The sequence below is a fragment of the Leptobacterium flavescens genome, assembly GCF_010671605.1.
Taxonomy (GTDB): Bacteria; Bacteroidota; Bacteroidia; order Flavobacteriales; family Flavobacteriaceae; genus Leptobacterium; species Leptobacterium flavescens.
This window is the reverse complement of sequence record NZ_JAABOO010000002.1, coordinates 855,808-873,078: the sequence shown is the minus strand read 5'-3', so window position 1 is coordinate 873,078 and position 17,271 is coordinate 855,808. Positions and strand designations below refer to the sequence as shown.

Sequence of the window (17,271 nt, the reverse complement as noted above, 5' to 3'; positions counted from 1 at the left end):
GATAATTTGTTATAATGATGACACAAAATTTAAATTGTTACAGTTGACCTCAATTTTTTCAGTTTTACACCGTAATTTTCTAAATCCACAGCTTTCGTATTCGTGAAAATACACTTAAAAAATAGGGGAACCCCTTAAATTGGCATAACTATTGCCTAGGTATAATCGCAAGCGGTCCCGTACACAGATATGATTGATATAAGGGCGTTTGTTTAAAAAGATACAAGTTAATAAATAAAGTGTCACCCTGTCGTTAATGACAGATTGACTTTAAATAAAGATATGGGTAAATCTAATTTTTTAAATATTGACAGTTTGTCATTTCACGGAATCGATGAGGATGCAGAACTCATTCCTTTAATGACCCCGGAAGATGAAGAGGAGATCAATAGGGAAAGCCTTCCCGATGTTTTACCGATCCTCCCCTTGAGAAATACGGTATTGTTCCCGGGTGTTGTAATTCCCATTACTGCAGGGAGGGATAAATCCATTAAACTTATTAAGGATGCCAATAACGGAAGTAAGGTTATAGGTGTAGTTTCGCAAAAGGACGAATCGATTGAGGATCCGGGTATAGACGATATCAACTCTTTGGGTACGGTAGCACGTATTTTACGCGTACTTCAGATGCCTGACGGGAATACTACGGTGATCATCCAGGGAAAAAAGAGATTTAAGATAAATGAGATCCTTACCACGGAACCTTATATGAATGCATCCGTAGGGGAGGTTTCGGAAGTGAGGCCTGCCGATGAGAATGAAGAATTCAAGGCCATTATAGATTCTATTAAGGAACTTTCGTTACAGATCATCAGGGACAACCCGAATATCCCAACCGAAGCTTCCTTTGCCATTAAAAATATAGAGAGTAATTCCTTCCTTATCAACTTTGTTTCTTCCAATATGAACCTTTCGGTTAGGGAGAAGCAGGAATTACTTGCAGTAGATGACCTTAAGGACAGGGCACTTGCCACTCTTAAATATATGAATGTGGAGCTCCAGAAACTGGAGTTAAAAAACGACATTCAATCCAAGGTACGACATGATCTCGATCAGCAGCAGCGTGAGTATTTCCTTCATCAGCAGATGAAAACCATTCAGGAAGAGCTCGGTGGCGGAGGTTCTGAAGAGGAGATCGAGGATATGCGCGGAAAAGCCAAGGACAAAAAATGGAATAAAAAAGTAAGGGAGCATTTCGATAAGGAGCTGAGTAAAATGCAGCGAATGAATCCGCAGGTAGCCGAATACTCTATTCAGCGTAACTACCTGGAGTTGCTTCTGGAACTACCCTGGGATGAATATTCTTCAGATAAGTTCGATCTTAAAAATGCTCAGGGCATCCTGGACAGGGATCATTACGGTCTGGAAGATGTAAAGCGCAGGATCATCGAATACCTGGCTGTCCTGAAATTGAGAGGAGATATGAAATCGCCTATCCTATGTCTTTACGGACCTCCGGGAGTTGGTAAAACATCTCTTGGAAAATCTGTGGCAGAAGCACTGGGAAGAGAATACGTAAGAATGTCTTTGGGTGGATTGAGAGATGAGGCAGAAATAAGAGGGCACAGAAAAACCTATATTGGAGCTATGCCCGGAAGGATCATACAATCTATTAAAAAGGCAGGGAAATCCAACCCGGTATTTGTACTGGATGAGATAGATAAATTGTCTAACAGTCATCAGGGAGATCCGTCTTCTGCTATGCTGGAGGTACTGGACCCCGAGCAGAACACAGAATTCTACGATAACTTCCTGGAGATGGGGTACGATCTGTCTAAAGTATTATTCATCGCTACAGCCAATAGCCTTAATACCATACAACCGGCTTTAAGAGACCGTATGGAGATCATTAATGTTACCGGTTATACCATAGAAGAAAAAGTAGAGATCGCCAGACAGCACCTTTTACCGAAGCAGCTTAAGGAACACGGACTTTCTTCCGAACACCTTAAGATCGGTAAAAAACAACTGGAGATGATCGTAGAAGGTTATACCCGTGAGTCGGGTGTTCGTTCTCTGGAAAAACAGATCGCTAAAATGGTTCGATATGCGGCCAAGTCCATTGCCATGGAAGAATCGTATGCGGTAAAGGTTTCCAATGAAGATATTATAAAGGTACTCGGACCTGCACGTCTGGAAAGAGATAAGTATGAGAACAATGAAGTTGCAGGTGTGGTAACCGGACTGGCATGGACCAGTGTGGGAGGAGATATATTATTTATCGAATCTATTCTTTCCAAAGGAAAAGGAAGCCTGAATATTACGGGTAACCTGGGGAAAGTGATGAAGGAATCGGCTACGATCGCCATGGAATACATTAAGGCCAATGCCGATAAATGGGGAATCCAACCCGATATTTTTGAAAAATACAATGTACACATACACGTTCCGGAAGGAGCTACTCCTAAAGACGGGCCCAGTGCCGGGATTACGATGCTTACCTCCCTCGTATCCCTGTTTACTCAGAAAAGGGTGAAAAAGAGCCTGGCTATGACCGGAGAGATCACCCTGAGAGGAAAGGTATTGCCGGTAGGAGGAATAAAAGAAAAGATCTTGGCGGCCAAAAGAGCAAGGATCAAAGAGATTATCCTGTGTGAAGACAACAGAAAGGATATAGAAGAGATCAAGCAGGAATATCTAAAGGGACTTACTTTCCATTATGTAACGGAAATGAGTGAGGTGATCGATATTGCCGTAACCGATCAGAACGTAAAAAATCCTAAAAAACTTTAATACACTGATTGTGTATATCCTATAGACCCCGATCTTAAGTGTCGGGGTTTTCTTTTTTTAAAAAGGGCGGTTTGCCTCAATTATTTTCTTTTATTTTGCGGTATGCAGAGAAAAATTACAATTGCTATCGATGGTTTTTCCTCTACGGGAAAAAGTACGGTTGCTAAAAAACTGGCTGCCGAATTAGGATATGTTTACGTAGATACCGGAGCTATGTACAGGGCTGTAACCCTTTACGCCCTGAACAACGATATTATAGGAGACTCCGGATGTAATAAAAGGGCAATGAAGAAACACCTGCCTGAGATCAAACTGCATTTTGAGTTTAATGAGAAGCTGGGTTATGCCGAGATCTACCTCAATGGTAAGAATGTGGAAAAAGAGATCAGAATGCTTCGTGTTTCCAGTTTTGTCAGCCCTATAGCCGCTATTAAGGAAGTGAGGGTAAAACTGGTAGAGATCCAGCAGGAAATGGGAAAGAACAAAGGGATCGTTATGGATGGCCGGGATATAGGAACCGTGGTGTTCCCGGATGCCGAACTAAAATTATTCCTCACGGCCTCTGCAGAAACAAGAGCGCACAGACGCTATAAGGAATTGCTGGACAGGGGAGATGAAGTGAGTTATGAGCAGGTCCTGAAAAATGTTACCGACAGGGATTATATCGATTCTCACCGCGAGAATTCCCCTCTGGTAAAGGCTGAAGATGCTATAGAGATAGATAATTCGGATATGGGGCTGGAAGAACAATTTGAAAGGATATACGGTTACGCTTTACGTTTAATAAAAAACTCCCCTCAATAGGATTGAGAGGAGTGAGATCTTTTACAGATTCGGAATGATCAACTCCTGATCGGGATAAATAAGATCGGGATTCTTAAGTTTATCCGTATTCGCCTGGAAGATGGCATTGTACTTGGCAGCATTTCCGTAATAATGCTTGGCGATCTTACCCAAAGTCTCTCCGCTTTTTACAACATGTCTGTGATATACGGATTCGTCGGCTATAGTTATGTTTGCTTTAATATCTGATGGGTTTTCTCCTCCTATTTCTTTGATCTTGTCCCATAAAGCATTTTTCTCATAAGGGGTATTGGCAACTCCTTTTATTTTTAACACTCCTCCTTCTTCACTTACATCTCCGTCCTGAATGTTGAATTCCTGGCCTAAGTCCAGTACTGGCTGGTATTTTGATTTAGCACTCATATCATTGAAATTTTAATAATTAATACTCCCAAATTTACATAAAAACAACGTAAAATCTGATTAAATAAAGGTAACCATATGGCCATATATTCGTTAACTGACCTTTTTTGACGCTCAACTACACAAAAAGCGTATTTTTCTGTCCCGGGAAGTATAAAAATTAAAAAAGAGGGAATTCGCCAAAATAGGAGCAGAATATTTGTAGTAATTGTTTGTAAATCAAATAATATAGTTTTATTTTTGCACTCCTTTTTAGCAAACATCAGGAAGAAAAAGGATAAAGACAAAAAATTATTAATAACACTTCTACATGTATCATTGCGTAATTTCCTGAGTAGATGTAGGATACAAATTTTAAATCAGCAATGGCTGAATCAAAAGAAAACACTGAAGTTAAGGAAACTCAAAATCCTGAGGAATTTTTAGCGAATTTCAACTGGCACAATTACGAAGAAGGAATTGATCCTGTTGAGGACGACAAACTTAAAGAGTTTGAAAGTCTTGTAGAAAGCAACTTCGTAGATACTGCAGATGAAGAAGTAGTTGAAGGAACTGTTATCCATATTACTGACAGGGAAGCGATCATCGACATCAACGCTAAGTCTGAAGGAGTAATTTCTCTAAACGAATTCCGTTACAACCCTAACCTTGCCGTAGGTGATAAAGTTGAGGTTTTAATAGACGTTAGAGAAGATAAAACCGGACAATTGGTTTTATCACATAGAAAAGCGCGTACCATCAAAGCCTGGGATCGTGTTAATGCTGCACATGACAATGGAGAGATTGTTAATGGTTATGTGAAGTGCAGAACTAAAGGAGGTATGATCGTTGACGTATTCGGAATCGAGGCCTTCTTACCAGGATCTCAGATCGATGTTAAGCCAATTCGCGATTACGATCAGTACGTAAGTAAGACAATGGAATTTAAGGTTGTGAAGATCAATCACGAGTTTAAAAACGTTGTTGTTTCTCATAAAGCGCTTATCGAAGCAGATATCGAAGAGCAGAAGAAAGAAATCATCGGTCAGCTTGAAAAAGGTCAGGTACTTGAAGGAGTTGTTAAGAACGTAACATCTTACGGAGTATTTATCGATCTTGGTGGAGTTGACGGATTAATTCATATCACAGATCTTTCATGGAGCAGGATCAATCACCCGAATGAAGTGGTTGAGCTTGATCAGAAATTAAACGTTGTGATCCTTGATTTTGATGATAACAAGTCAAGAATCCAGTTAGGTCTTAAGCAACTTCAGAAGCATCCGTGGGAAGCTCTTGATGAGACGATCAAAGTTGGTGATAAGGTAAAAGGTAAAGTAGTTGTTATTGCAGATTACGGTGCGTTCATCGAAGTAGCTGAAGGTGTTGAAGGATTGATCCACGTATCTGAAATGTCATGGTCTACTCACCTGCGCTCTGCACAGGATTTCGTTAAAGTAGGTGATGAAGTTGAAGCAGTTGTTCTTACTTTAGACAGAGACGAGCGTAAGATGTCTCTTGGTATCAAGCAACTGACTCCGGATCCATGGACAGATATCACTTCTAAATACCCTGTAGGTTCTAAGCATCAGGGAATCGTTAGAAACTTTACTAACTTCGGAGTATTTGTTGAGCTTGAAGAAGGAATTGACGGATTGATCTATATCTCAGACCTTTCATGGACTAAGAAGATCAAGCATCCATCAGAATTCGTTAATGTAGGAGATAAGCTTGATGTGATCGTTCTTGAATTAGATGTTGACGGACGTAAACTAAGCTTAGGTCACAAGCAGACTACAGAGAACCCATGGGATAAATACGAAGATGAGTTTGGTCTTAACACTGTTCACGCAGGAGAGATCGCTGAGATCGTAGACAAGGGTGCTACTGTTAATTTCAACGAAGATATCGTAGCCTTCATTCCTTCCCGTCACCTTGAAAAAGAAGATGGTAAGAAATTGAAAAAAGGAGAGAGTGCTGACTTCAAGATCATTGAGTTCAACAAAGAATTCAAGAGAGTTGTTGCTTCTCACACTGCTATTTTCAAAGAAGAAGAAGCTAAGAATGTAAAAGCTGCTGCTAAGAAAGCTGCTTCCGGTGCTGAGAAAACCACTATCGGAGACGTAAACGCAGATCTTGCTGCACTTAAAGCTAAAATGGAAGGGAAGTAATTCCTCTCTTATATAGATAGACAATAAAAACCCTGACGATCCCGTCAGGGTTTTTTGTTGCTTTTATTCGGGTTGGTAAAGGGGATAGGTATTGTCGAGAAGATAAAACCCGAGATCACTGAAATACCTCCGTCCGTTACACAGCACCACAACTCCAATTTGCGCTTCCGGATCGAAACCTGCAAAGCTTACGAAGCCGTTGGTGCCTCCCTTGTGATAAATGATCTTCTTACCGCTTTCTTTCCTTTCCAGAACATGCCATCCAAGTCCTATACTGCCTTCATTTTTATTTAGTACGGATACAGGCTGATGCGTTTTTTTCATGGCTTCAAACAAAGGAGAATCATATAGGTTCATTTGAGCTCCCAGATACTTCAACATATCCCTTGCCGTAGATCTTATTCCTCCCATTGCCGGGAAAATACCGAGTTGGGTTTCGGTGGTATGCTTTCCGTTCCTGAACCCCCGGGTTAAACGATCTCTTTGCCCCGAACTCAGTTTGATTTTGGTATCCGGCATATCGAGCACCTCTGTGATCTTTTTCTCCAGCAGGGATTCATAGCTCAACCCGGTTACGGTTTCCATAGTGTGTTCCAGGAGCATATAGCCCAGGTTGGAATAGCTGGCTTTTGAGGGGTCAGGGGCTTCAAATGAATGCCGGTTGAGAAAACTCCTGAGTTTCCTGACCGTATATTTTTTGTAGCGGTTGTCCTTATTGTCGTTAACATTGCTGGCTTCCCTGGGTAAACCCGAAGTATGGGAGGCCAGTTGCAAGAGATTTATTTTACGGTACAGCGGATCTTCTGTAGTGATACCATCCTGAAGGTATTCGTGAATTGGCCGGTTGAGATCCAATTTTCCTTTAAGCTCAAGATCTGCCAGCAGAAGCGTACTGAATGTTTTTGTGATGGAGCCGATCTCAAAAATAGAATACTCGCCCGGAACCGAATCATCGGAGAGGGATACCTGCCCGAATCCGTAATAACGGGCTCCGTTCTTGTCGATGATCCCTATTACGGTTCCCAGATGATAGCCCTTGTCTATTCTCTCTTGTGTTTGTAAGATAATCTGCTCCGGTAGATCCTGTGTCCGGCCATTAAAAAACACAAGGATACAGAGCGCGAAAAAAGCGGTAAAGTTTTTAAACATCTTATAAAAATTAGATATGGTTACGGGGCTTAGACTGGAATAAGAAGGAGAAGTTTAACCACCAGCAGAATTTATTCATTAAAAATATGTAATTTTGTAAACCAAATACTTTTGGAAATAGATTATGAGTCAAAAAGTCCTGCTTTCTGCCAAAGAAATCAACATCATACTTCACAGATTGGCTTGTCAACTCATTGAAAATCACCTGGATTTTAGTAATACTGTTCTTGTCGGGGTTCAGCCCAGAGGGATCTTTCTTGCAGATCGCCTGGCAAAAGTGCTCAGAGAGGAATACGGGATAGAGAATATTGTATTGGGATATCTCGACATTACTTTCTATCGCGATGATTTTCGAAGAGGGGAGAAACCTCTGGAAGCCAATAAGACCAATATTAATTTTATTGTCGAAGACAAAAAAGTGGTCTTTATAGACGATGTATTGTATACGGGAAGGAGTATCAGGGCGGCTCTGACAGCTATTCAGTCTTTTGGAAGACCTTCCGAGATAGAGCTTTTAACACTGATAGACAGAAGATTTAGCAGGCACCTGCCCATTCAACCCGATTACAGGGGAAGACAGGTAGATGCGATCAACAATGAAAAAGTAAAAGTGATGTGGGAAGAGAATGATGGAGAAGATATTGTATATTTAATTAATAAATAAAAAGAATGAGTCAGTTAAGTGTAGATCACTTATTGGGAATTAAGTACCTGAAGGCAGAGGATATTGAGCTTATTTTTGAAACTGCTGACCATTTTAAAGAGGTTATAAACAGGCCTATAAAAAAGGTCCCTTCTTTAAGGGATATCACTATTGCCAACCTCTTTTTTGAGAACAGTACGCGTACCAAACTGTCTTTTGAACTGGCAGAAAAAAGATTGTCTGCGGATGTGATTAATTTTTCCGCTTCCCAATCTTCCGTGAAAAAAGGAGAAACCCTGGTCGATACGGTAAACAACATCCTGTCGATGAAGGTAGATATGGTGGTTATGAGGCATCCTAATCCCGGAGCGGGTGTTTTCCTTTCCAGGCATATAGATGCCAGTATTATCAATGCCGGGGACGGGGCACATGAACATCCTACCCAGGCCCTGCTCGACAGTTATTCCATAAGGGAAAGACTGGGAGAAGTAGGAGGGAAGAAGGTAGTTATTGTGGGAGATATTCTCCATTCAAGGGTAGCGCTGTCTAATATTTTTGCATTAAAATTACTGGGAGCCCAGGTAAAGGTCTGTGGCCCGAAAACCCTGCTCCCGAAATATATAAACTCATTGGGGGTTGAAGTAGAAACCGACCTGAGAAAAGCACTGGAATGGTGCGATGTGGCAAATATGCTACGTGTGCAGAACGAACGGATGGATATTAGTTATTTTCCATCAACCAGAGAGTATACACAACAGTTTGGAGTAAATAAAACATTGTTGGACGCCCTCGATAAAGAAATTGTTATTATGCACCCCGGACCTATTAACCGCGGAGTGGAAATAACGAGTGACGTAGCAGATTCTAAGCAGGCAATAATTCTCAACCAGGTTGAGAATGGTGTGGCCATCCGTATGGCGGTTATCTATCTTTTGGCATCCAAAATAAAAAAATGAGCGTATGATTTTTGATAAAAAAGGAAATATCACGATTATTACTCAGGAATCGGTTTCCATACCCACTTTTTTAAGCAGACTGAACGAGGCTTATGACAAGATCAATAAGGACAATATTATTATTAATTTGTTTTCCCTGGATAATCTCAAGGTAAGCGACCTTTTGGAATTTCTTCAGGTATCGGATAAACACCGGGGAAGAAACAGATCTTTTGTTATCGTGACCGATACTATTAAATATGACGATATCCCGGAAGAGTTGGTAGTGGTTCCTTCTTTACAGGAAGCCTTCGATATTGTTGAAATGGATGAAATAGAAAGAGATCTGGGCTTTTAATGAAATTGACAATTCTAGGCTGTTATTCGGCCACTCCCAGGACATTTAACAACCCGACCTCCCAGGTTCTGGAAATGAAGGGACAACTTTTCCTGATAGATTGCGGAGAAGGCACCCAGGTCGAACTGCGCAGGCACAAAATTAAGTTTGCCCGTATAAAGCATATTTTTATTTCTCATTTACACGGTGATCATTTTTTCGGTTTACCCGGACTCATATCCACCTTCAGGTTATTGGGCAGGGATAGCGAATTGAATATCTACGGCCCGAAGGGGATCAAGGAAGTGATCAGCCTGATGATGAAATTAAGCGGTTCCTGGACCGATTTCCCGCTTGTTTTTCACGAACTTAACTCAAAGGAATCCGAACTTATACTCGATAATGAAAAGGTAGAGGTAAGGACCATCCCTCTGGACCACAGAGTATATACCAATGGCTTTCTGTTCAGGGAAAAACCCGGAGAAAGGAAACTCAATATTGCCGAAGCTATCGAACTGGGAATAGACAAGGCTTACTATCGAAACATTAAAAAAGGAAAAGATGTAGAACTGGAAAGCGGAGAAGTAATTCCCAATGCCCGCCTCAGTTTTGATCCTCCTGCTCCCAAGAGCTACGCTTTTTGCAGCGATACAGCTTATAAACCGGATATTGTTCCGCTGATAAGCGGGGTAGATGTCCTTTATCACGAATCTACTTTTATGGAGGCGCATGCACATCTGAGCTCTTCCACAAAGCATTCTACTGCCAAAGAAGCAGCTGCTATTGCCAGAGATGCGAAAGCAGGCACTCTTATTCTGGGGCATTACTCTACCCGCTATGGGGAACTCGACGGTTTTAAGGACGAAGCTTCAGGTATTTTTGAGAATGTCTTACTGGCCGATGACGGTAAGGAATTTGAATTTTAGACCGTTTAATTCCCGTTTTTTCAGGCAGGACTCCCCGAAATAATTTTATGGCTATAGTTTCAGATGCTGTCTTTATCTCGTAAATTGCAGGCAAGAAAATAAAGAGATGGAAAAAGATCTTGGAAATTACAGGAAATCATATGAAAAAAGCGAGTTGTTCGAAGGGAGCATCCCGGAAAATCCACTCGAATTATTCCAGAAATGGTTCTATGAAGTGGAGAATTCCGGAGGTGTGGATGAGGCCAATGCCATGACGATCTCTACCATCGGAACGGATGGTTTTCCGAAGAACAGGGTAGTGCTACTTAAAAAGTACACCTATGAAGGCTTTATTTTCTATACTAACTATGAGAGCGAGAAAGGGAAAGCGATCCGGGAAAATCCCAATGTGTGCCTGTCCTTTTTCTGGCCCAACATGGAACGCCAGGTAATTATAAAGGGAAAAGCAGAAAAAATTGCCGAAAATCTCTCCGACGGATACTTCGAATCCAGGCCTTTGGGTAGTAAACTCGGAGCTCTCGTATCAAATCAGAGTGAGGTTATCCCCTCCAGGAAAGTTTTAGAGGATAAATTAAAGGAACTGGAGGCTCAATATGAGAGCGGAGAAGTACCCAGACCGGAACATTGGGGAGGCTATATCGTAAAGCCCGAATCGATAGAATTCTGGCAGGGAAGACCTAATAGACTGCACGACAGGATAAGATATTGCTTACAAAGCGATTATAATTGGTTAATAGAGAGGCTCGCACCTTGATTTTAACATTTTTTTAACAATTTATTTGGAGGTTTATTCGTTATTTGGTCGTACCAAATCTTAAAATGCCCCAAAATGAATACCTATACCTACAAAGTAGTAGTTATACTATTTGCTGTATTCCTAACTTTTTCATGTAGCAAAGACAGTATTGATGACGATCTTTCAGCAGAAGCCATCGTTGATATCAGTTATACCAGTTTTGAGATCGATATCCTGATGAAGATCAATGAACACAGGACTTCTATAGGCCTGCCGGAGCTTCAGATATCCGATAAAGTATCTTCTGTGGCTCAAGGCCATACAGAACATATGATAGAGGTTAACAAAGTATCTCACGATTTCTTTTTTCAAAGAAGATCTGCCCTGGCTAATAACCCGGGTGCTCAATCCGTGTCTGAAAATGTAGCTTTCGCCTTCAGTACAAGCGGAGGTGTGGTTAGAGGATGGTTAGAGAGCGATGCTCACAGGGCCATCATCGAAGGAGATCATACCCATTTCGGGATTTCGGTAGAAAAGGACTCCGATGGGAGAAACTATTTTACCAATATCTTTATCCGTCTGGAGGACTAATTTTACCTCAGGGAAATGATCAGGAACTCTGTTCTCCTGTTCAACTGATGCTCGTGTTCGGTACATCTGGAACCGTTAGGACAATTGGCTACTAACTGTTCCTCTCCGTAACCTTTCACCTCAATGATCCTTTCCGGAGCTACTCCGCGTTCTACCAGGTATTTAAAGGTAGAATCCGCTCTTCTTTGAGAGAGTCCAAGATTATAGGCCGATGAACCTCTGGAATCTGTATGAGAACTGATCTTGATGGTCATTTTCGGGTATTCTTTCAGCATTAGCTCTATAACCCTGTCCAGTACTTCCTGCGCATCACTTCGCACATTGGAATGGTCGAAATTAAAGTAAATATTGTTGATCACCGGAGGTGTCTCATCAATAAAAGGTATCCTGCCCAGAATGACATCCACTATAATCTCCGTAGTTTGGTTCGGAATGCCTTTGGAAGTGAGATCGGTTTTCTTTTCGTTATAACCTTCCTTTAGTGTGGTAAGCTGATAGTCTGTATTACGCTCTATATCTATTTCATAATACCCGTTTTCATCTGTTTCCACCTGTGCTATCAGGTTTTCACGATTGTCCTTTAACACCATAATGGCATTCGGGATCGGGAGTTTGGAAATACTGTCTGTAACGTGCCCCTTCAGTTTTAAAGGAGGTATTTTTGTAAAGACATAAATATCGTCGTCGTAAATATTTTCACCCCTGTTGGATGCAAAATAACCGGTTACCCCGTCCTCTTTAAGGAAAAAGGAGAAATCGTCCTGATTACTGTTAATAGGAGCCCCCAGGTTGATGACATCCACATAGGCACCGCTTTCATTCTTCACCGAAGAAAATACATCCAGTAATCCGAGTCCCACATGCCCGTCCGAAGAGAAAAACAAGATCCCTTCATTGTTGATAAATGGGAAAACATCGTCTCCCGATGTGTTGATCACATCTCCCAGGTTCTGAACATTGGTCAGGCTTCCGTTTGCTCCGATCTCAGCCTTGTAAAGGTCCATCCCTCCAAATCCTCCTGGCATATCGGAAGCAAAATAGAGATATTTGCCATCCTGACTTAAAGCCGGGTGAGTTACCGAATAATTATCGTTGTTGATGGAAAGGCTTTTTTCATTGGCCCAGGCACCATTTTCCCTGGAAACCGAATAGATCTTCAGGTGGGTTATTTTTTTGCTGTCGCGACCACGCTTGTTATTGTAATAACTGTTACGTGAAAAATACATGGTATTCCCATCCGGGCTGATGCTTACGGATGCTTCATGGAAACGCGTATTGATCCCATCGGAAAGCCTGTTTTTATGTGTAATCGTATCAGTTCCTTCTTCAACCGCATAAAGGTCGAGGAAAGGCTGCTGATTCCAGCTGTATTTTCTTTTTATGGATACTCCTTCGTTACGTGAAGAAGAGAAATAGAGTGTCCCGTCTCTTTCATAGGCACCAAAATCGCTGTAATCTGAATTAAAGGCTACGGTGTCTACCTCGTATTTAGGGTTAACGGCAAATATATTTCCCGAATAGGTGTCCTTACCGGCGCCGTGGAGATTGGAAAGATCCCCGCCTTTTTCTTCGAATTTAGCAAGCCATTTCAGGGCTTCATCATATTTTTCGATCCCCTTTAACGCCTGGGCGTATTTGTAGTAATACTCTACAGGAACATCGGGCTGGTTAACCACATCTTTATAGTAGATAACCGCATTTTCCGGATCTCTTAAATAGGTATAGGACTCGGCCAGCCTTCTTTTGGCGTGATCTACATTATATCCTTTTTCTACAAGTTTTTTGTAGGAGTCAATGGCTTTTACGTATGCAAATTTATCAAATAATGCATCTGCTCTTTTTTGTGTGCCGTATTGCGCATAAAGCGAAGTGCTGAATGCCAATAGGAGAAGAGATATTATATATTGTATACGCTGCATCTGATTTTGCTTTTAGAAGTATCTTGGCGATTTTAATTTTGAACTGCTGAATTTAAATTCATAAATCAACAGAAATTCATGGGTTCCACTGTTAAAGGGCCTGATATCCGACACCGAATATTCATAGGCATATCCTAACCTGAGCTGGGGAGATATCTGAAAATCCGCAATAGCTCCTACAGAGTCTCCGAAGCGGTAGGAAGCTCCCAGCCATAATTTCTCATGAAAGAGGAAGGTAGCCGTCATATCTACCGAAGCAGGAGCACCTTTGGTGTATTTAACTAAAACGGAAGGGCGGAACTTTACACTGTAACTAAGCGGAAATACATACCCACCCAGAAAGTAATAACTGTTCCTGTCTAAAGCCCTGAAGGCGTCTCCTTCTGTTTCGTTATTATCGTAATTAATGATCCTTGGAGATGAAGCTCCGATATACCATTCATCACTGTGAAAATAGAGCCCTAATCCGAAATTGGGATTCCATCTGTTTACAGGTTGCTGGAAGAAAGGATCGTTCGCTACATCCGGGTCCAGGAATAATTCATCATCCAGGGAATATCTGGTAAAACCTCCTTTTAGTCCGAAAGCCAGTTTTGTCTTTACCCCGGTCTGGATGGTATATGAAAAATCTCCGTAAAGGAATGTAAAGTTCTCAAAACCAAGGGCATCATTAATAAATGATACTCCCAGACCTATTTTATCGTTCCTGAGAGGAGAATGAATGGACAAAGTGCTGGTTTCCGGTGCCCCGTCAAAACCTGTCCACTGGTTCCTGTGAATACCAACTATACTCAGGGCATTTCTGCTTCCTGCATAGGCAGGATTAATAGAAATGGTGTTGTACATATATTGGGTGAATTGCGGCAATTGCTGAGAATAGGCCGTAAAAGCACACCAAAAAAGAATGATATATACTAAGTTCTTTTTCATCAATTAACGGGAATTTGTTCCTACATAGATAAATCCGGTAATGGGATCTATTCCACTATTTCTTAAAGTCACTACGTAATAATATGTTCCGGAGGGTACGAAGCCTGAACCAGATCTTGAAGTTCCGTTCCAGTTGTTCTGGTAGTCCTGAGATTCGAATACTTTATTTCCCCATCGGTTAAAGATGATCACATCTACTATAAAACCGCATCCTTCAATTCCGGTAACCTCGAAGAATTCATTATAGGGATCTCCGTTAGGAGTCAGTACTTTAGAGATAACCACATCTCCTTCAGTACAAGGGAAAACCACACAATCGCCGTTTACATTGATCCTGAACTCTATGGCTGCAGGACAACCCTCATCCTCATTGGTGAAGTACAGGATCTCATAATCTCCCAGAGCCAGATCTTCAGGGTTGAAGATACTTCCGTCAAGAGTTACATCTCCTGATCTTACTTCAAAGGTACCATCGGTAGGTACTCCGTCAGGGAGAAGGTTCAGCAGGTCAACCGGATCATCCAGGGTACAGAACTGGAATTCCAGAATGGTACTGTCGTCGGCAGTTGCGCTTATGATCTGATCGTGTACCACCTCATTTCCGCAGGTATCTACAGCAGTCCATGTTCTGATAACAAGGAAATCGTTAGTCCCTTCTACGTCTTCTCTTCTTTCTTCGAAGCTTACTTCTACTTCGCCTGCACAATTGTCTACGGCTGTAAGAACAGGTGCATCAGGGATCTGGCTACATGAAATGGTAATATCTTCAGGAAGCTCTTCCACAAAGGTAGGAGCCTCGGTATCGCTAACAGTAATGGTTTGTACGTGAGAAACTGAGTTTCCGGTACAATCGGTAGCAGTCCATGTTCTTCTGATGGTCATATTGAACGGACAGGAAGCATCGGTCTGCTCTACCACTTCTTCAAAAGTAACTTCCACATCCGGGTCGCAATTATCGATTGCTGTTAGTACAGCTGCATCAGGTACTTCATTACAGGAAACCTCTGCGTCCTGAGGAAGTTCTTCTACAAAAGTCGGTGCTTCCGTATCGCTTACGGTGATGGTTTGTACATGAGAGACTGAATTTCCTGTACAATCTGCAGCGGTCCACGTTCTGGTAATTACAAAGTTGGCATTACATAACGGATCCTCGGTTCTGGATTCTTCAAACAGAACTTCCACCTCCGGATCGCAATTATCTATAGCCGTTAACACGGGTGCATCCGGTATATCGTTACAGGAAACTTCTGCATCCTGAGGAAGTTCTTCCACAAAAGTTGGCGCTTCGGTATCGCTAACAGTAATGGTCTGTACATGAGAAACCGAGTTTCCGGTACAATCTGTAGCAGTCCACGTTCTGGTAATTACAAAATTGGCATTACACAGCGGATCTTCCGTCCTTGTTTCCTCGAAAACCACTTCTACTTCCGGATCACAATTATCTATCGCTGTTAACACAGGTGCATCCGGTATATCGTTACAGGAAACCTCTGCGTCCTGCGGAAGTTCCTCCACAAAAGTCGGTGCCTCCGTATCACTTACGGTGATGGTTTGTACATGAGAAACCGAATTTCCGGTACAATCTGCAGCAGTCCATGTTCTTGTAATTACAAAATTGGCATTACACAGCGGATCTTCTGTTCTTGTTTCCTCGAAAACCACTTCCACTTCCGGATCGCAATTATCTATCGCTGTCAGTACAGGTGCATCCGGTATTTCGTTACAGGAAACTTCTGCATCCTGCGGTAACTCCTCTACAAAAGTTGGTGCTTCGGTATCCCGAACTGTGATGGTTTGCACATGAGAAACCGAATTTCCTCTACAATCTGTGGCCGTCCATTTTCTGGTGATCACAAAATTGGCATTACATAACGGATCCTCTGTTCTTGTTTCTTCAAAAACTACTTCCACATCCGGATCACAGGCGTCCTTTGCCGTCAGTACCGGTGCTTCGGGAATATCATCACAGGAAACCTCTTTGTCCTGCGGAAGTTCCTCTACAAAAACAGGTGGTTTGGAATCTTCAAAGAATACGATCTGATCATCAGAATCAAAATTTCCGTATTTGTCATATACATACCAGGTCCTGATAATTTTTACGATCCCGCATTCGTCATATACGATCCTTTCTGTCCACTCTACCGTATAAGGGTGATCCTTATCGTAACCGTTAACGTCTACGGTCGGGTAATGGAATATTACTTTAGGATTTTTAAAGCAGATAGAAGCGATCCCTCCGTCTCCGTCGAGAACCACTTTCATTTTGTACACATTTTCATAAGCTCCCAGTTCAACGGTAGAAATACCATTGTCACCTCCAACCGGAATAGGAAGAGAGGCTATAAGGGAATCATCCGATCCGAATAACTCGATATGAGCATCGGTTTGATCGGCTTCTATATCTATCAGACGGATCCTCGACATACGTACACCTCCCAGACTGCTGAGATCGAAGAAGATATAAGCTCCTTTTTCATCCAGGTCTTTTGGCGTTGCTGAGGACGGATCCTGTATTATCAGAATATTATTTCTTGCAATTGCATTGGCTCCCGCACTGGAAGGAATTCCTCCTGTACCTTGTCCCGGACCGCCAAATGCTGCATTGGGAGTTCCAAGGTCTGTTTCCGCACCGGGAGAAGAGCTGTCAAATATCGCAAGGTTTGCAGTATTTCCGGGATATCCCGCACTTACTGAAACTCTGTTGTCCCTGAGATATATGTTGGAAGGATCGGATACGTCCTCGAAATCCATACACGGAATATAATCTGTACATTCGGTACACTCAAACTTCCTGTTGGAAGGAGCGTGGATCTCTATACTTCCCAGCTCTGTGTCTGTATCCGACCCCGAACCAGGCTTTGGATTATTTAATTGATCCCCATTTCCGGTTGAAAAAAAACCGTAAGTACCAATTAACCAGAAAAGAAAAATAAATTGTAAAAATTTCCCCATTTATAGCTCTTTATTTTTTTATAAAAGCTAAGTATGGTTTAAGTTTGTTCTATGGTGTATAAAACAC

14 protein-coding genes are annotated in these 17,271 nt (G+C 41.9%); 9 read left to right on the top strand and 5 right to left on the bottom strand.

The window, feature by feature from the left end; all coding sequences use genetic code 11:
- Positions 1-282: 282 nt before the first annotated feature.
- Positions 283-2,733: an endopeptidase La gene (gene lon / locus GWK08_RS11460; RefSeq protein WP_163607325.1), complete on the top strand. Its 2,451-nt coding sequence runs from the start codon at positions 283-285 to the stop codon at positions 2,731-2,733.
- A gap of 102 nt (positions 2,734-2,835) precedes the next feature.
- Complete coding sequence (gene cmk / locus GWK08_RS11455) at positions 2,836-3,537, top strand: (d)CMP kinase (RefSeq protein WP_163607324.1); 702 nt, start codon at positions 2,836-2,838, stop codon at positions 3,535-3,537.
- 21 nt (positions 3,538-3,558) lie between these two features.
- On the opposite strand, the gene GWK08_RS11450 is transcribed toward cmk, so the two are convergent.
- Positions 3,559-3,939: a LysM peptidoglycan-binding domain-containing protein gene (locus GWK08_RS11450; RefSeq protein ID WP_163607323.1), complete on the bottom strand. Its 381-nt coding sequence runs from the start codon at positions 3,937-3,939 to the stop codon at positions 3,559-3,561.
- Positions 3,940-4,304: 365 nt separating this feature from the next.
- On the opposite strand from GWK08_RS11450, the gene rpsA reads away from it, so the two are divergent.
- Positions 4,305-6,086, top strand: coding sequence for a 30S ribosomal protein S1 (rpsA, locus tag GWK08_RS11445; protein ID WP_163607322.1), 1,782 nt, complete (start codon positions 4,305-4,307; stop codon positions 6,084-6,086).
- 63 nt (positions 6,087-6,149) lie between these two features.
- On the opposite strand, the gene GWK08_RS11440 is transcribed toward rpsA, so the two are convergent.
- A complete protein-coding gene (locus tag GWK08_RS11440) occupies positions 6,150-7,235 on the bottom strand; it encodes a serine hydrolase domain-containing protein (protein WP_163607321.1) in 1,086 nt (361 codons plus the stop codon).
- A 124-nt stretch (positions 7,236-7,359) separates the two neighbouring features.
- Here GWK08_RS11440 and pyrR point away from each other — a divergent pair, with 124 nt between their 5' ends.
- The 6 genes from pyrR to GWK08_RS11410 all read left to right on the top strand — a co-directional run bounded on the left by pyrR (position 7,360) and on the right by GWK08_RS11410 (position 11,403).
- A complete protein-coding gene (pyrR, locus tag GWK08_RS11435) occupies positions 7,360-7,899 on the top strand; it encodes a bifunctional pyr operon transcriptional regulator/uracil phosphoribosyltransferase PyrR (RefSeq protein WP_163607320.1) in 540 nt (179 codons plus the stop codon).
- A gap of 5 nt (positions 7,900-7,904) precedes the next feature.
- Entirely contained in the window at positions 7,905-8,834 is a 930-nt protein-coding gene (locus GWK08_RS11430) for an aspartate carbamoyltransferase catalytic subunit (protein ID WP_163607319.1), read from the top strand.
- A gap of 4 nt (positions 8,835-8,838) precedes the next feature.
- Complete coding sequence (locus GWK08_RS11425; RefSeq protein WP_163607318.1) at positions 8,839-9,171, top strand: ribonuclease Z; 333 nt, start codon at positions 8,839-8,841, stop codon at positions 9,169-9,171.
- The gene (locus GWK08_RS11420) at positions 9,171-10,076 is read left to right on the top strand and encodes a ribonuclease Z (RefSeq protein WP_163607317.1); all 906 of its coding nucleotides are present in this window, start codon (positions 9,171-9,173) and stop codon (positions 10,074-10,076) included. Before GWK08_RS11425 ends, GWK08_RS11420 begins: the two co-directional genes overlap by 1 nt.
- 106 nt (positions 10,077-10,182) lie before the next feature.
- The gene (gene pdxH, locus GWK08_RS11415) at positions 10,183-10,830 is read left to right on the top strand and encodes a pyridoxamine 5'-phosphate oxidase (protein ID WP_163607316.1); all 648 of its coding nucleotides are present in this window, start codon (positions 10,183-10,185) and stop codon (positions 10,828-10,830) included.
- 75 nt (positions 10,831-10,905) lie between these two features.
- On the top strand, positions 10,906-11,403 hold the full coding sequence (locus GWK08_RS11410) for a CAP domain-containing protein (RefSeq protein WP_163607315.1): 498 nt from the start codon (positions 10,906-10,908) through the stop codon (positions 11,401-11,403).
- A gap of 2 nt (positions 11,404-11,405) precedes the next feature.
- On the opposite strand, the gene GWK08_RS11405 is transcribed toward GWK08_RS11410, so the two are convergent.
- From GWK08_RS11405 to GWK08_RS11395, 3 genes are read right to left on the bottom strand one after another with little or no spacing between them, the layout of a single operon-like run.
- Positions 11,406-13,322: an OmpA family protein gene (locus GWK08_RS11405; protein WP_163607314.1), complete on the bottom strand. Its 1,917-nt coding sequence runs from the start codon at positions 13,320-13,322 to the stop codon at positions 11,406-11,408.
- 12 nt (positions 13,323-13,334) lie between these two features.
- Positions 13,335-14,252, bottom strand: a complete 918-nt coding sequence (locus GWK08_RS11400; protein WP_163607313.1) for a PorP/SprF family type IX secretion system membrane protein — start codon at positions 14,250-14,252, stop codon at positions 13,335-13,337.
- Positions 14,253-14,255: 3 nt separating this feature from the next.
- Positions 14,256-17,204 carry a gliding motility-associated C-terminal domain-containing protein gene (locus GWK08_RS11395; protein ID WP_163607312.1) on the bottom strand — a complete coding sequence of 983 codons (2,949 nt, stop codon included), beginning with the start codon at positions 17,202-17,204 and terminating at the stop codon, positions 14,256-14,258.
- Positions 17,205-17,271 lie beyond the last annotated feature (67 nt).

Excerpts from the sequence above, each read along its gene's own strand:
- lon (WP_163607325.1), top strand. The coding sequence starts at position 283 with ATGGGTAAATCTAATTTTTTAAATATTGACAGTTTGTCATTTCACGGA.
- GWK08_RS11405 (WP_163607314.1), bottom strand. The coding sequence starts at position 13,322 with ATGCAGCGTATACAATATATAATATCTCTTCTCCTATTGGCATTCAGC.
- pyrR (WP_163607320.1), top strand. The coding sequence starts at position 7,360 with ATGAGTCAAAAAGTCCTGCTTTCTGCCAAAGAAATCAACATCATACTT.
- GWK08_RS11440 (WP_163607321.1), bottom strand. The coding sequence starts at position 7,235 with ATGTTTAAAAACTTTACCGCTTTTTTCGCGCTCTGTATCCTTGTGTTT.
- GWK08_RS11425 (WP_163607318.1), top strand. The coding sequence starts at position 8,839 with ATGATTTTTGATAAAAAAGGAAATATCACGATTATTACTCAGGAATCG.
- GWK08_RS11400 (WP_163607313.1), bottom strand. The coding sequence starts at position 14,252 with ATGAAAAAGAACTTAGTATATATCATTCTTTTTTGGTGTGCTTTTACG.
- pdxH (WP_163607316.1), top strand. The coding sequence starts at position 10,183 with ATGGAAAAAGATCTTGGAAATTACAGGAAATCATATGAAAAAAGCGAG.
- GWK08_RS11450 (WP_163607323.1), bottom strand. The coding sequence starts at position 3,939 with ATGAGTGCTAAATCAAAATACCAGCCAGTACTGGACTTAGGCCAGGAA.
- GWK08_RS11430 (WP_163607319.1), top strand. The coding sequence starts at position 7,905 with ATGAGTCAGTTAAGTGTAGATCACTTATTGGGAATTAAGTACCTGAAG.
- rpsA (WP_163607322.1), top strand. The coding sequence starts at position 4,305 with ATGGCTGAATCAAAAGAAAACACTGAAGTTAAGGAAACTCAAAATCCT.
- GWK08_RS11420 (WP_163607317.1), top strand. The coding sequence starts at position 9,171 with ATGAAATTGACAATTCTAGGCTGTTATTCGGCCACTCCCAGGACATTT.
- cmk (WP_163607324.1), top strand. The coding sequence starts at position 2,836 with ATGCAGAGAAAAATTACAATTGCTATCGATGGTTTTTCCTCTACGGGA.
- GWK08_RS11395 (WP_163607312.1), bottom strand. The coding sequence starts at position 17,204 with ATGGGGAAATTTTTACAATTTATTTTTCTTTTCTGGTTAATTGGTACT.
- GWK08_RS11410 (WP_163607315.1), top strand. The coding sequence starts at position 10,906 with ATGAATACCTATACCTACAAAGTAGTAGTTATACTATTTGCTGTATTC.